Source organism: Aquiflexum lacus, from assembly GCF_015476655.1.
In the GTDB taxonomy this organism is placed as follows: Bacteria; Bacteroidota; Bacteroidia; order Cytophagales; family Cyclobacteriaceae; genus Aquiflexum; species Aquiflexum lacus.
Map to the genome: position 1 here is coordinate 133,242 of NZ_JABFHF010000014.1, position 14,697 is coordinate 147,938.

Here is a 14,697-nt window from a genome sequence, read left to right on the forward strand (position 1 = left end):
TTAGATTTGGATTAATAACACTTTCGATATCTAAAATGTATTTGAGAAGTTTAAGCTGCATATAAATCTATTTTTGACTGATAAACATCTTCTTTTAAAACAGAGTTCTTAAGTGACTTGCTAGAAACAAGATCTACTTTTCTACTTAAAATATCCTCAAGCTGTTCTAACAAAGAAAAGTAGTTGTCGGCATATTCCAACACATCAATATCATCAGAAAACTCAACAAGAAGATCGATATCGCTATCTTCATGCATGGCATTTTTTGCGGCTGATCCAAATAGGGAAATAGCCTCAACGTGATGTTGCTTACACGCTGCTATTATTTCATCCAGTTTATTTTGAATCAATTTTATCATAATTCCAAAGATGCATAAAAATTCGAAAAATACCTATGCAATGTTTATTGACCCTTATCGCCAAATACTTCGAAATGAAAGGCCAATTTGGCGTCATCCAAAAAAGCGCTTCCGCAGATTTTGTATTGGTAGAAGGCAATCCATTGGAAAACCTTTCCAATCTTAGGAAGGTAAATGGAGTGATGGTCAGGGGTAAATGGTTACCGAAAGAGAAGCTGCAGGGGGAGTTGAGGAGAAGAATTTGAGGAGGTGAAAAGTCAAATTAATTCATCGATCAGGAATGAATATTTCTATTTGCATTTGTCAGCAAACACCAAATTGCTAACGTTCCGCGTATATGACTTGTGGCGGATTTCGGAGCACTTTCTTGTCGGCTTAGACCAAACTTACTCAAAAGCACAAAGCTTGAATTTACCACTTTCCCCGCCATAAGTTATATACGCTGTTGGGGCACGTTTTTTTTATATTTTTCTTTTAATCATGTTGTAGGGTATGTTCTGACTCATAATATTCATCTTTCTCAGCGCATAAACTCCCAAGTTTCTTGTGTTATTAGTTTTGTCTATTGATTGTGTGACTAAACACTTCTCAAAGAATTTGCCAAACTCATCACCATTCAGGTTTGACCCCAGAATGACTTTTCCGTCAATGATATTAATTTCGGTCGGTAATTCTTCAGTTGCTTTAAGGGTCTCATCAATTGCACAAACTAACTTTCCGCTTGGATAACAAGTTATCTCAAATAGAAAGTAATCGTCAAATTTTTCTTCTATGTCAACAACGATAGTCTTACTCGAATCCGCTGAAGATACTTTTGAAATAAGTTTTGTTTTTTGCTGCCAAATAGAAATGCCCAATCCTTCATTCTTTCTGTGCCCATAGGAGAAAATGATATTCTTATTTGGATTTTCAGTCAGCTTAATCTCAATGCAAAAACGAATTCCTTTATCTTTTTTTGCTCTTACGGGAAATTGCATATACGCTCTCTCAAAAAAAATTCCGTCTAGCATTTTACCTTGGTCAACAATTTTAGCTTGATAGTTGACATTTGATGAATGACCATTATTATCTCCTACAGAAAGACAATACAGTTCATCATAAATATCGAGAAGGACTTTTGAAATTGACATCGTCATATCGAAGCAGAAATCGGGTTGTTCCAAAAAAAGAGCTTCGTAAAGAAGATTAACCTTTTCTACATTTTTATCTGGAATCATATGAATTCCACCATTGTAACCCAAAGTCATAATAAACTCCTGAACGGTGAACTCTTCGTTGTTATGCCTTAAAATATTGCTCTGGAAAAAGTCATCAAGTTTAATTTCTAGAATGTCCTTTTTTGAGTCTGGAGTAATTCTTTTGTATTCAAAGTCGGCAATTTTTATGTGCTTATAGGCATTAAACTTTGCTGATACAGTAGCTAAACGGATAAAGTCAAATCGATTGATTTCATTAACCCAAGGATTAGGTTGGTCCAAATACATTATTCGGTAAAATAGAGGTAAACTATTAAAAAGTCTATCTGACTTCTTTTCATAGTCACTCTTGAAATGGAGATAATGATAAATTTCCCTCGTCTTTCTGTTTAAGTCCTTTTTCAATTTTTAATGTGGCCCAACGGTTTGCTTCACGAAACCATTGCTCTATGTGTTCAATATGAAACAAATAGCGCAACTGTTGCGGATATTTTCGAATTACCCCTCACAATATCCCAAAATATTCTTTACCATACCATCCCCTGTTTAGGATATTTTTGCTGGAATTCGGTTGATTTAAGAATGATTTGAGACTTTTCCCTTAGGGAGTTGAATTCAAAGACATGGGCTTTAAAAGAATGTGTTGATTTTGATACTAAAAGAAATCCCTTTGGATCACCTCCAAAGGGATTATTATTTATAATCTGATTCAAAACTTTCAAATCCAAATTTACTTCACCACTCCCAATTCCTTCCCAACTTCCACAAAAGCTTCAATCGCCTGATCGAGGTGATGTCTGTCATGGCCAGCAGAAATCTGCACACGGATCCTTGCCTGACCTTTAGGTACCACAGGGAAATAGAAACCGATCACATAGATTCCTTTTTCGAGTAACTTCTCCGCCATTTTTTGGGAAAGGACTGCATCGTATAGCATAATCGGCACAATGGCATGTTCACCCGGCTTGATATCAAATCCGGCTTCGGTCATCTTTGCCCGGAAGTATTTGGTATTTTCTTCGAGCTTGTCTCTAAGTTCCGTAGTCTCTGATAGCAGGTCAAAAACTGCTATTGACGCACCTGTGATGGAGGGTGCCAAAGTATTGGAAAACAAGTAAGGCCGCGACCTTTGTCTCAACAGTTCAATGATTTCTTTTTTACCTGAAGTAAATCCGCCTGATGCTCCTCCAAGAGCTTTCCCTAAAGTTCCGGTGATGATGTCAACCTTGCCCATCACATTCCTATATTCATGAACACCCCTGCCTGTCTTGCCCATAAATCCGGTAGAATGACATTCATCCGACATTACCAAGGCATCATATTTCTCGGCCAATGCCACTATTTTATCCAATTGGGCAATGGTACCATCCATAGAAAAAACACCATCTGTCACAATGACCTTTTGTTGGGCGCCTTTGGCAACCGCATCTTTCAATTGGGCTTCCAGGTCTTCCATGTCATTGTGCTGATAGCGAAACCTCATGGCCTTACACAACCTGACCCCATCGATGATGGAGGCATGGTTCAGCGCATCCGAGATGATGGCATCCTCAGGTCCAAAAAGTGGTTCGAAAACTCCCCCATTGGCATCAAAAGCCGCTGCATATAAAATGGTATCCTCCATGCCGAGAAACTTGGAAATCTTGGCCTCCAATTCCTTATGGATATCCTGGGTACCACATATAAACCTCACTGAGGACAATCCAAAGCCATGGGAATCAATGGCATTTTTGGCTGCTTCGATGACTTTTGGATGTGAAGAAAGTCCCAAGTAATTATTGGCACAGAAGTTCAATACTTTTTGTCCTCCTGCAATTGTAATCTCTGCAGATTGGGGAGAAGTGATGACACGCTCCTTTTTGAAAAGTCCTGCATCAACAATTTCTTTTAACTCTTTTTCTAATTTGGGTTTTAAGGTATCGTACATTTTTTTTGGATATTGATGGTAAAAGAAAAAACACTCATGGAAATAAAGTGAAATTCATTCATTGAAATCACTATTTTTGCGCCATTCAGTCCCAAATATAATCAAAAACATCTAGGGTCCTGTAAGACCTGTCGATAGTAATTTTAAATATGGAGAGAGTTCTAATTATTGGTGCAGCCGGACAGTTAGGTTCGGAATTGACGCAGGCTTTAGCAAATATTTACGGAGGAGACAACACCATTGCCACCGACATCAATCCCCAATCACTTGAAAAACTGGATTTTTGCAAAACCTCAGTTTTGGATGTGATGGATAAGAATGCAGTAAGAAAACTCGTGAAAGAGGAAAATGTTAAGCAGATTTATCACTTGGCCGCTGTCCTTTCCGCTACCGGAGAAAAGAATCCCCTTTTTGCCTGGCATCTCAACATGGAGAGCCTACTTTTTATCCTTGAACTTGCCAAAGAAGAAAAACTGGATAAAATCTATTGGCCCTCCTCCATCGCCGTTTTTGGTCCAAACACTCCAAAAGTCAATACGCCTCAATATTGTGTCAAAGAACCAAATACTGTTTATGGCATTTCCAAACAAGCCGGAGAAAGATGGTGTGAATACTATTTTCAGAAGTTCGGAGTCGATGTGAGAAGTTTAAGATATCCCGGGCTGATCGGATACAAATCCCTTCCAGGAGGAGGAACAACGGACTATGCAGTGGATATCTACCATAAAGCCATTGCCGGAGAACATTTTGTTTCTTTTCTAAGCGAAGATACTTACCTCCCGATGATGTACATGCCCGATGCCATCAAAGCAACTTTGGACCTCATGCATGCCCCAAAAGAAAAAGTACTGATCAGATCCAGTTACAACCTTTCGGCAATGACTTTCTCCCCAAAAGAAATCTTCGAAAGCATCAAAACCCATTACCCTGATTTCACGATTAGCTACCAACCGGATTTCAGACAGGCCATTGCAGATTCCTGGCCGGACAGCATTGATGATTCCAAAGCAAGGGAACATTGGGGTTGGAAACATGCCTATGACCTTGAAAAAATGACAGGGGATATTTTGAAGCATTTGCCTTCTTATTCGTTTTAATCACCTAGAGCCACTCTTTCATAGTGACCCTAGGTGATTAAAACGAATAATTTTATTGGATAATTGAATTCTTTAGTACACGTCATCCAGAGTCTTCAACATTATTAAAATGTTCAGAAAAGGTAATGACATCAAGATCACCTTTGTTTGGCCTCGTCCGCGATAGCTATCGGGATCGGCCACCGGGGTTGTCTAGTTGGGAGTTGGGGGTGGGAAAAGCGGCGCCGCCGCTTTTCCCACCCCCACCTTTATTAACCAGATTCTCCGTTCCCCGAGCTTGCCGAGGGGCAAATCAGAATTCTGTCATTGGTAGTTTTTAAAATTTGGCATTTACAGAAAGGGAATGACATCAAGGCGGGCTGCAGACCTCTCCTGACGTCGAGGTGACGAGGCAAGGTTCTTTCTAGTCTTCAATGCTATTTGTAGTTCTAAACCATCAATTTCAAAATCTGTCATTGGTAGTTTCACCTGTTTTATAATAAATTGAGACCGAAGATGGAAAATTGAATTAATTCTTTTGTTCCCTTTTGTCCCTTTTGTGCTTCCCAAAACCTACCTTGTACCTCCCCACTTGTTTCCTTATCCTAAATTATTTAATTTGAACAGCTTAGCTATATGTTCATGCCAAAAAGGAAATTAACGGGTTTATTGACTGCTGCAATGGTTCTGCTTATTGCCGGGATTCTGATTTTCAGGCAGTCGGAGCAGGTTGATTTCAGCACGGAGGTGAAGCCTATTTTGAATAAAAACTGTATTTCCTGTCATGGTGGAGTCAAGAAAAACGGTGGCTTCAGTGTGTTGTTTGAAGAGGAAGCCCTTGCCCTTACAAAATCAGGTGTCTCGGCCATTATTCCCGGAGATCCCAAAAACAGTGAACTGATCAAACGCCTGCATGAGGAAGATCCTGAACTGAGGATGCCTTATCACAGGGCATCACTCACAGATGAAGAAATCCAAACCTTACACAAATGGATCAAACAGGGAGCGAAATGGGGCAAGCATTGGGCCTACACTCCTGTACAAAAACCCAAAGTGAATTGGACAAATCAACAGGCCGGATTTTCGGATTCCAAAAAGAATTATCTGGGTATAGACTTTTTTATCCATGAAAAACAAAAAGAAAACAAGCTTACATTTTCTGAGGAGGAAGATTCCAGAAAGTTGCTGAGAAGGGTTTCTTTGGACATTACCGGATTACCGCCGACTGAAGGTTTGCAAAATGATTGGTTGACAGGTAAAATTACTTATGAACAGTTGGTGGATAGACTTTTGGATTCATCATCATTTGGAGAAAAATGGGCTTCTTGGTGGTTGGATTTGGCCAGGTATGCTGATACCAAAGGTTATGAAAGGGATGTTTCACGGACGATGTGGAAATATCGGGATTGGGTAATCAAGGCATTCAATGAGGATAAACCCTTTGATGAATTTACTATCGAGCAATTGGCAGGAGACCTTTTACCTAATCCCTCACAGGAACAGATGATTGCCACTGCTTTTCACCGAAACACAATGAACAATGATGAAGGTGGAACCGAAGATGAGGAATTCCGGGTCGCTGCTGTGTTGGATAGGGTCAATACTACCTTTGAAGTCTGGCAAAGTACAACTATGGCCTGCGTCCAATGCCATAGTCATCCTTATGATCCTTTTAAGCATGAAGAATACTTTCAGTTGACTGCTTTCTTTAACAATACCAGGGATGAAGACACCCATGATGAGGAACCCAAGTTGAGATTTTATGAAGGAGAAGACCTTGAAAAGATCTCATCAATTTTAAGCTGGGTAAATTCCAATGGTAGCCAAAAGGAAGCTGAAGCACTTCATGATTTTTTCAATTTCAGAGAACCCAAATACCATGCCCACCTTTGCGAGGACTTTGTAAACGGCGAACTGATTGACACCAAATGGTTGGGACTTTGGCATGATGGCTCCTGTTATTTGCGAAATGTTGACACACAAGGTGCTGATCAACTATTGATGCATTACAATTCGGGTTTGGACGGAACCAAAATAAGCATTAGAAATGGAGGTCCCGAGGGAGAAATTCTAAGCCAATTTACCATTGAGAAAACTTCAAATGTCACTAAATCCTTTCCGTTCAAAAAATTAACAGCTCCAGTTGATCTTTATATTGAAGCAGATAATCCAAAAGCATCCCCACAACAATCTACCAGTGCTATCACTTGGTTTGCTTTTGTAAACAGCCTGCCGGGAAAAGAAATAGAAGGCTACAAAGAAATGAATGATCATTTTCATTCAGTCCTGAACAGCAAGGTCCCTACGCTTCCCATCATGATTGAAAACCCTTCTTTTATGCAAAGAAAAACCCATGTTTTTGAAAGGGGAAATTGGTTGCTTCATGGGGAGGAAGTAAAACCAAAAACACCCGAAGCTCTGAATGCATGGAATCCTGATTGGCCAGATAACCGCTTGGGACTAGCCTATTGGCTGACTGATACGGGAAATCCACTAACTTCCAGGACTTTTGTCAACAGGATTTGGGATCAGCTTTTTGGAAGGGGATTGATCAGCAGCATTGAAGATATGGGCACCCAATCAGAGGCTCCCTCCCATCCGGAATTGTTGGATTTCTTATCCTATAATTTTATGCATGAAATGGACTGGAGCATGAAAAAGCTGATCAAAACCATTGTACTATCCAAGACCTACAGACAAAAATCGATTTTATCTCCTGAGCTTTATCAACAAGATCCACAAAACAAATGGTATGCGAGGGGACCGAGAATCAGATTGAGCTCAGAACAGATCAGAGATCAAGTTTTATTTGTTTCAGGATTGTTAAGCCAAAAAATGTATGGCCCTCCTGTAATGCCCTTTCAACCTGAAGGAATCTGGGAAACCGTCTACAATGGAGAATCCTGGAAGCTAAGTGAAGGGGAAGATAAACATAGAAGAGCAGTCTATACCTTTTTGAAAAGGACTAGCCCATATCCATCCTTCATCACCTTTGATGCAGGGAGTAGGGAGGTTTGTGTCAGCAAAAGAATTGTGACCAATACACCCTTGCAGGCCTTGGTTACTTTAAACGATCCTGTTTTTCTGGAAGCAGCATTCCATTTAGGTCAAAAAATGAAAAGTTATTCCAACAATGACCCTTTGAAGGCAATTGCTTTTGGATATGAATTATGTATGGTATCCCCTATCAGCCCAAATAAAATGGAGATTTTCCATTCTTTATACAAAGATGCCCTTTCTGAATATCAGAACAATCCGGAATTGATAGCTGAATTGATTCCAGATGAAACGAATGAGAAAAGTGCTGAACTAGCTGCATTCACCGTAGTAGCCAATGCTTTGTTGAACTTGGATGAATTCTTAACCAAACCCTGACATGAAAAACATAAACCATCTCTTGGCTGAGCTAGAACAGCAAAGGCTTGAAAAACAGACCCGAAGACATTTCCTGATGGACTGTGTGAGTAAGGTGGGTGGTTTAGCTTTGGCTCCTTTATTGTTTTCCTGTGGTCTTGGTAGTTCTAAAGAAAAAATTAATGGATTGAATTTATCGGAACGGGATTTAAATCCCCTTGCTCCCCTACCACCTCCGTTTTTACCAAAATCGAAATCCATCATTTACCTGCACATGGCAGGTGCCCCCTCCCAATTGGAATTGTTTGACTACAAACCTGAATTGGTAAAATACAACAACCAACCCTGTCCCGAATCCTTGCTGGAAGGCAGGAAGTTTGCCTTTATCAGAGGAGTTCCCAACCTGATGGGCCCTCAGGCCAATTTTTCCCAACATGGAGAATCCGGTGCATGGGTTTCTGATTTCCTACCACACTTCTCAAAAGTAGCGGATGAAGTGGCATTTCTAAAGGCAGTCCACACCGATCAATTTAACCACGGACCAGCGCAACTTTTTATGCAGACCGGCAGTCCGAGGTTGGGAAGGCCTAGCTTGGGGAGTTGGGTGACCTATGGTTTGGGTACAGAAAACCAAAACCTGCCGGGTTTTGTGGTCTTGACATCGGGAGGAAAAACACCGGATGCAGGAAAAAGTGTTTGGGGAAGTGGATTCCTGCCTTCCGTCTACCAAGGTGTACAATGCCGCTCCAAAGGAGACCCGGTTTTGTATTTGGAAGATCCCAAGGGAATTTCCCGCAACCTTAAACGATCCATTATTTCTTCGATCAATCAGGTCAATTCAGAGGAATTTGACCATTACGGTGATCCTGAAATTTTGGCCCGCATCAACCAATATGAAATGGCTTACCGAATGCAGATAGAAGTCCCTGAGGTAATGAATATCAATGATGAACCCGATTACATCCATTCCTTATATGGAACAGACCCCGGCAAAGAGTCCTTTGCCAACAATTGTTTGTTGGCCAGAAAACTGGTTGAAAAAGGCGTCAGGTTTGTACAGTTGTACGATTGGGGTTGGGACAGTCATGGCACAGACAAGGCCAATGCGATTGATATGGGTTTTAGGAATAAATGCAAAGAAATAGACAGGCCCATGTCAGCTTTATTGTTGGACCTCAAACAAAGGGGATTGTTGGAAGACACCTTGGTCATATGGGGAGGGGAATTTGGAAGAACTCCCATGCAGGAAAACAGGGAAGGAAAAACCATGGGATTCAAAGGACGTGACCATCATGTGGATGCCTTTAGCATGTGGATGGCCGGAGGTGGAGTCAAAAAGGGTACTTCATATGGTTTAACCGATGATTTTGGTTTTTCAGGAATTGAAGGCAGGGTATCCGTTCATGATATACATGCCACCATTCTTCATCTGATGGGATTTGACCATGAAACATTTACCCATGAATTTCAGGGAAGACCTTTTAGATTGACAGATGTGGAAGGAGAGATCATCAAAGAAATTTTAGCTTAACACCTGATAAATGTTAGATTTTATCATTCCCCTAATTGGGCGATTTCACCCATTGATAGTGCATCTGCCGATAGGTTTTATCCTGATGGCATTATTGCTGATGTATTATCCCAAAAAGGATAAACTCCCGATTTTACCTGCCATAGAAATTGCCTTATTATGGAGCAGCATTACGGCAGTTTTGGCCTGTATCAGTGGATTCTTACTTTATACTTCAGAGGGTCATGCATTTGAGACAGTCCAGAATCACTTGATTTTGGGATTGGTTACTGCCTTGATCTGTCTGTTGCTATTTTTTCAGTTAAAAAAATCCAAAAACTTAAATTCACGCAAAATCCATTTCAATTCAGTTATCCTTGTAATCTCCTTGATGCTTACAGGACACTTGGGAGGTAATCTTACCCATGGTGAAGCCTATTTGATTGAGGTTTTGCCTGAATCGATTCAAAGTGCTTTGGGTTATTCAGGTTATCAAGAATTTGAACCGATTGCCTTGGAAGAAAATCGTTGGGAAGATGCATTGTTTTATGAGGATATCATTCAACCCATATTAAATCAAAATTGTAGAAGTTGCCATAATCCGAAAAACACCAAAGGAGGTTTGCTATTGACTTCCAAAGAAACAATTTTGAAAGGAGGAAAAAACGGGCCTGTTATTTCCGAAGCTTCTTGGGAAGAAGGTCAATTGTATCACCGTATGACTTTACCCTTGGACCATGAAGACCATATGCCACCAAAAGAGAAAAGACAGCCTTTGATGGAAGAACTGGAATTGGTCAAATATTGGTTGGCATCGGGAGCATCCTTTGAAAAAAGTCTCGTCATGGCCGGAGTTACAAAAGAAATGGTTGCTCCATTTTTTATAAAATCAGCTGCATCTATTTATCCAAAAGTCGAGTTGCCAATAGTTGATATCAACAAACTTTCTATTATCAGAGAAAAAGGATTTTTTATAGAGCCAATGAATGAAGGGTCATCACTCTTGAAGGTAAGTTGTATCAATTTCACGGATTTCAATGAAGCAAATTTGGAATGGCTCAAGGAAATTAAGCAACATATTGTCTTCCTTGATCTGAGTAGGACAAAAATAAATGATCAGGTTTTCGAATCTCTTAAAGATTTTGAAAACCTGACCATTTTAAAATTGAATGGTACACAAATATCCGGTAACGGTTTAGATCTTTTACAGCAATGTAAGCATCTGAATCAGCTACACCTTACAGAAACTGAGGTGAATTTGGACAATCTGAAATTACTCAACAAGCATCCAAAACTTGAAAAGGTCTTTGCTTATAAAACCCCTGCCGCTACGGAAAATGAGCATAAAGTTGACTTGACTTTTGAAGTGATGTTTGGAAATTTTGAATTGCCTATACTCCCTACAGACTCCATAACTTTCTAAATAATTATAATTTCTCCTTTATAGCCTCCGGCTCAAAACCTAAAATTATACTTCCGTCAGGAAACTGGACAATAGGTCTTTTGATCATGCTGCTTTTTTTACTTAGCAATGCCAAAGCAGCATTTTCGGATTCCAGTTGGGCCTTTTCCTCATCACTGAGTTGCCTGTAGGTCATACCCTTTTTGTTGATCAGTTTTTCAAATCCAACTTTATCAGCAAACTTCACCAACAAAGCAGGATCAGGAGCGCTTTTCTTATAGTCAATGAATCCATAATCAATACCTTCACTTTCTAAAAAGTCAAAAGTCTTTTTCATGGTATTGCAATTCTTGATGCCGTAAACTTTTAATTCCATTGCTTTACTTATTTTAAATTATTTTACCCAATACTGTCAACGACCATCTAAATAAGAAGAATTTACAGTAATTCCTTCAATGCCCGATACATCGGTCTTCGGTCATCGGTCTTCCGTCCTATATTGAGCTAGGATTATACTTTATTGACAAGAATGAACTTAACGATAAGACCTTATTTAAGGATTTCTTTTAATGACTCTTCATTGGCCTGAATTATCTTACCTATCAATTCATCATCAAGAGCAGTGGAAAGGAACAGACTCTCGAATTGGGATGGAGCAAGGTATATTCCCCTCTTGAGCATTGCCTGAAAATATTTACCGAAAAGGACTGTATCAGAATGTTTAGCCGATTCAAAATTATACACTTCTTGACCCGTGAAAAAGAGGCTGTACATGCTTCCCAAGTGATTGATCGTAAAATTGCTTCCTAATTTTTCAACAGATGCTTTGATACCATTGGTGATTTTTCCTCCTATTTCATTTAATCGAGTATATACCTCAGGATGCTCATCCAAATATCTTAACATGGTCAATCCTGCTGCCATGGCAATCGGATTTCCGGAAAGCGTGCCCGCTTGATACACAGGTCCTGCCGGAGATACAAATTCCATGATTTCTTTTTTTCCTCCATAAGCGCCCACAGGCATTCCTCCTCCAATGATTTTACCTAAAGTCGTCATATCAGGGGTTACACCAAAAAGTTCCTGAGCACCACCTTTGGCCAATCTAAAGCCTGTCATGACTTCATCAAAAATGAGGACTATTCCTTCTCTGTCACATATTGTTCTCAAACCTTCTAAATAACCTTCCTTTGGTAAAACAAGTCCCATGTTCCCAGGAACAGGTTCCAATATCAAAGCAGCAATTTCTCCCTTATTGGCATCAACCAATTTCTCAACTGCTTCCAAATCATTGTAAGGAGCCAATAAAGTATCTTTGGCTGTTCCTTTGGTCACACCCGGGGAATCAGGGTTACCCATAGTGATTGCTCCAGAACCCGCAGAAATCAAAAAGGAATCTCCATGTCCATGATAATGCCCTTCCATTTTAATGAATTTATCCTTACCGGTAAATCCTCGAGCCACACGTATAGCAGACATGGTGGCTTCTGTTCCGGAATTGACCATCCTTACCTTTTCTACCGATGGAACCATTTGGACAATCAATTCGGCAATCTCTACTTCTCTAGCTGTTGGTGCACCGAATGAAGTCCCGTTTTCAAGGGCTTTGATGACAGCTTCACGGATCATTGGATGGTTATGTCCAAGTATCATGGGCCCCCAACTATTTATCAATTCGATATAAGCGTTATCATCTTCATCATAGATATATGCCCCATCAGCTTTTTTGATAAATATTGGATCTCCCCCTACTGCCCTGAATGCACGAACAGGAGAATTGACTCCTCCCGGTATATAGTTCTTTGCTTTCTCAAAAAGAGATTTACTGTTAATAATTTGCATGAAATTGATTTTATTTTGTCTTTAACACCCCATTTTCCAATTTAAGTATTGGGACATATCGGTTATTGAAACTATTGGTAAAGTCTAATCCATAGGTGACTTTTCCTGACTGGAATCCACGCTGATTTAGGTTTTTTCTAAATTCAAAACCCTTAGATGGACTTATAGTTTCAACTACCCAAGAGATTATTTCATAACCCAAATGACTATTGAATGAAGGATAATTTAAATGTTTTTCATAAAAGCTATTTCTAAACTCATCCAATTCGGGGCTACCAAAATTTATTGTGTTATTACCAATGAAAACAAAGTTTTGATTTTCAAGCATCTCAAAACTTGCAAAATTAAAATAAAGCCAACTGTCCAAAACCACAACCGGTGTTTTGACATTTTGAGATTCCATAAAACCGAAGGTCAAGGAGGCAATATTGGGGTCATCAGAAAGGATGATAACTACATCCGCAATCGAAAGGGAATCACTTTTTAATTTTATGTCATCAAAAAACTGATTTATATTTCTATTTGTTACTTGACTGGTTTTTACCAATTCGTAACCAAACTGTCTGCTGGATTCCATAAGGTGATTGGCCAACTGGTCATCTTTTGTCGAATTAGAATAAGCCAATGCAATCTTTTTCCCTTCAATGAATTTACGCATGTAATCTAAAAGACTACTACCTAAGGTAGAAACTGATGGTCTAAACAGATACGCAAATTCCAGATTTGAATAGGTGTATTCAATGTTTGACAAAGGATTAATAAAAGGTATTTCATATTTCTCTGAAAAAGCCATTACGATCTCAGTTTCATCAGGATAAATAGGTCCAATGATGATATCAGCTTGAAGCAAAAATGGATCTGCTAAAATTTTCTGAAGATTGGACATATTCCTTTGAGTATCAAATGTCTTGGAATTAATTTTAACCCCTTTATTTTCATACTCTTTTAGTGCAAAATCAATTCCTTGATAAAGATCAAAGACAAAATTTCCGGCGTTAAGGTTCTTAACATCGCTACCTCCTGAAAAATTAAAGGGAAGAATGACTGCGATATCTAAAACTTGATTGTTTTTAGAAACTTCATTTTCAGGAAACTGACCATCAGGTACAATTGATTTTAATTTTTGATAGACTGCTTTCTCGTCATTAGACATGATGGACTGATTTTCCAATTCATCTTTGAGCGCCAGGACAAACCCCTCGTTCTTTTGAAATTTGCTCAGGTTAGAGACTAAAAAACTTACCGAAACATTTTGTAAAAAATGATAACTTGCCTTCTCAGCCTCCTTGTAAATCGAGGGCTCCGTAATACCTTCTATTTCCTGAAGAGCAGCTGAAAATTTTTCTTCCTTGAAATAACCCATGGCAAGAAGATACTTAGCTTCATCTTTTTTATCAAAATTTCTATTTTCCACCAATGGCATTAACACTGATCTCATCAGTTCCAATTGATCATTTTGGTAAGCTGAAAAAGCGAAATGATATTTTGCATAATTTGAAAGTTCGCCAAATTCCAATTCATCCATGAATGGACGAAAAAGATCCATAGCTTCTTTGTAATTACCATACCCCATCAAGGTTTTGGCTCTTTTATAATCTGCTAATTGATCTTGGGAATATGCTTCTGAAAAAAATGTCAAAAACAGAAACAAAAAGAAAACAACTCTCATGGATTAATTATTCTGGTTATTAAATAAATTTTAATCTTTTCCCTTTGGGCCTCGAATTTAAGCCATTTTATTCCAAAAGAAAAGTAAAATTGACTTGCTTGAAGTATCCATTGAATTACAACCAAAATCCGTTCCATTAAAATAACCTATCCATCCTGTTCAATAATTATTATTCCATTTTGTCGAGAAAAAATGTATTTGAACAAGAAGCACCGCAAAGGCAAAAAGAATAAAGATTATGTGGGTTATCCTTTCCTTCCTCCCATAAAACGCCAAAAGCCTCTGGATTTTTCCAAAGGCTTTTATGATAATGTGGCGGCGGCCTACTCTCCCGGGTGTAACCCCAGTACCATCGGCGCTGC

The 14,697-nt window shown here is 39.2% G+C and carries 11 protein-coding genes; 5 read left to right on the forward strand and 6 right to left on the reverse strand.

Going from position 1 to position 14,697, the window contains the following annotated elements:
• Positions 1-50: 50 nt before the first annotated feature.
• Positions 51-359, reverse strand: a complete 309-nt coding sequence (locus HMJ38_RS14105) for a nucleotidyltransferase family protein (RefSeq protein WP_194975053.1) — start codon at positions 357-359, stop codon at positions 51-53.
• Between the two features lie 35 nt (positions 360-394).
• On the opposite strand from HMJ38_RS14105, the gene HMJ38_RS14110 reads away from it, so the two are divergent.
• Positions 395-604 carry a hypothetical protein gene (locus HMJ38_RS14110; protein WP_194975054.1) on the forward strand — a complete coding sequence of 70 codons (210 nt, stop codon included), beginning with the start codon at positions 395-397 and terminating at the stop codon, positions 602-604.
• Between the two features lie 216 nt (positions 605-820).
• Here HMJ38_RS14110 and HMJ38_RS14115 read toward each other — a convergent pair whose 3' ends face one another.
• A complete protein-coding gene (locus tag HMJ38_RS14115; RefSeq protein WP_194975055.1) occupies positions 821-1,837 on the reverse strand; it encodes a hypothetical protein in 1,017 nt (338 codons plus the stop codon).
• A 448-nt stretch (positions 1,838-2,285) separates the two neighbouring features.
• A complete protein-coding gene (gene kbl / locus HMJ38_RS14120; protein ID WP_194975056.1) occupies positions 2,286-3,482 on the reverse strand; it encodes a glycine C-acetyltransferase in 1,197 nt (398 codons plus the stop codon).
• A 149-nt stretch (positions 3,483-3,631) separates the two neighbouring features.
• Between kbl and HMJ38_RS14125 the strand changes: the two genes are divergently transcribed.
• The 4 genes from HMJ38_RS14125 to HMJ38_RS14140 all read left to right on the forward strand — a co-directional run bounded on the left by HMJ38_RS14125 (position 3,632) and on the right by HMJ38_RS14140 (position 10,845).
• Positions 3,632-4,579: an NAD-dependent epimerase/dehydratase family protein gene (locus HMJ38_RS14125; RefSeq protein ID WP_194975057.1), complete on the forward strand. Its 948-nt coding sequence runs from the start codon at positions 3,632-3,634 to the stop codon at positions 4,577-4,579.
• Positions 4,580-5,200: 621 nt separating this feature from the next.
• Positions 5,201-7,933, forward strand: a complete 2,733-nt coding sequence (locus HMJ38_RS14130; protein WP_194975058.1) for a DUF1553 domain-containing protein — start codon at positions 5,201-5,203, stop codon at positions 7,931-7,933.
• A gap of 1 nt (position 7,934) precedes the next feature.
• Positions 7,935-9,443, forward strand: coding sequence for a DUF1501 domain-containing protein (locus HMJ38_RS14135; RefSeq protein WP_194975059.1), 1,509 nt, complete (start codon positions 7,935-7,937; stop codon positions 9,441-9,443).
• 10 nt (positions 9,444-9,453) lie between these two features.
• Positions 9,454-10,845, forward strand: a complete 1,392-nt coding sequence (locus HMJ38_RS14140) for a c-type cytochrome domain-containing protein (RefSeq protein WP_194975060.1) — start codon at positions 9,454-9,456, stop codon at positions 10,843-10,845.
• 4 nt (positions 10,846-10,849) lie between these two features.
• Here HMJ38_RS14140 and HMJ38_RS14145 read toward each other — a convergent pair whose 3' ends face one another.
• The 3 genes from HMJ38_RS14145 to HMJ38_RS14155 all read right to left on the reverse strand — a co-directional run bounded on the left by HMJ38_RS14145 (position 10,850) and on the right by HMJ38_RS14155 (position 14,335).
• Complete coding sequence (locus HMJ38_RS14145; RefSeq protein ID WP_194975061.1) at positions 10,850-11,200, reverse strand: Spx/MgsR family RNA polymerase-binding regulatory protein; 351 nt, start codon at positions 11,198-11,200, stop codon at positions 10,850-10,852.
• A gap of 173 nt (positions 11,201-11,373) precedes the next feature.
• Entirely contained in the window at positions 11,374-12,666 is a 1,293-nt protein-coding gene (hemL, locus tag HMJ38_RS14150) for a glutamate-1-semialdehyde 2,1-aminomutase (RefSeq protein ID WP_194975062.1), read from the reverse strand.
• 10 nt (positions 12,667-12,676) lie between these two features.
• Positions 12,677-14,335 (reverse strand): ABC transporter substrate-binding protein, encoded by a 1,659-nt coding sequence (locus tag HMJ38_RS14155; protein ID WP_194975063.1) that lies wholly within the window; start codon positions 14,333-14,335, stop codon positions 12,677-12,679.
• Positions 14,336-14,697: the final 362 nt, after the last annotated feature.

Bases quoted from the DNA above. Each gene is read 5' to 3' on its own strand.
- HMJ38_RS14105 (WP_194975053.1), bottom strand. From the start codon at position 359: ATGATAAAATTGATTCAAAATAAACTGGATGAAATAATAGCAGCGTGT.
- HMJ38_RS14155 (WP_194975063.1), bottom strand. From the start codon at position 14,335: ATGAGAGTTGTTTTCTTTTTGTTTCTGTTTTTGACATTTTTTTCAGAA.
- HMJ38_RS14145 (WP_194975061.1), bottom strand. From the start codon at position 11,200: ATGGAATTAAAAGTTTACGGCATCAAGAATTGCAATACCATGAAAAAG.
- HMJ38_RS14140 (WP_194975060.1), top strand. From the start codon at position 9,454: ATGTTAGATTTTATCATTCCCCTAATTGGGCGATTTCACCCATTGATA.
- hemL (WP_194975062.1), bottom strand. From the start codon at position 12,666: ATGCAAATTATTAACAGTAAATCTCTTTTTGAGAAAGCAAAGAACTAT.
- HMJ38_RS14125 (WP_194975057.1), top strand. From the start codon at position 3,632: ATGGAGAGAGTTCTAATTATTGGTGCAGCCGGACAGTTAGGTTCGGAA.
- HMJ38_RS14130 (WP_194975058.1), top strand. From the start codon at position 5,201: ATGCCAAAAAGGAAATTAACGGGTTTATTGACTGCTGCAATGGTTCTG.
- kbl (WP_194975056.1), bottom strand. From the start codon at position 3,482: ATGTACGATACCTTAAAACCCAAATTAGAAAAAGAGTTAAAAGAAATT.
- HMJ38_RS14110 (WP_194975054.1), top strand. From the start codon at position 395: ATGCAATGTTTATTGACCCTTATCGCCAAATACTTCGAAATGAAAGGC.
- HMJ38_RS14135 (WP_194975059.1), top strand. From the start codon at position 7,935: ATGAAAAACATAAACCATCTCTTGGCTGAGCTAGAACAGCAAAGGCTT.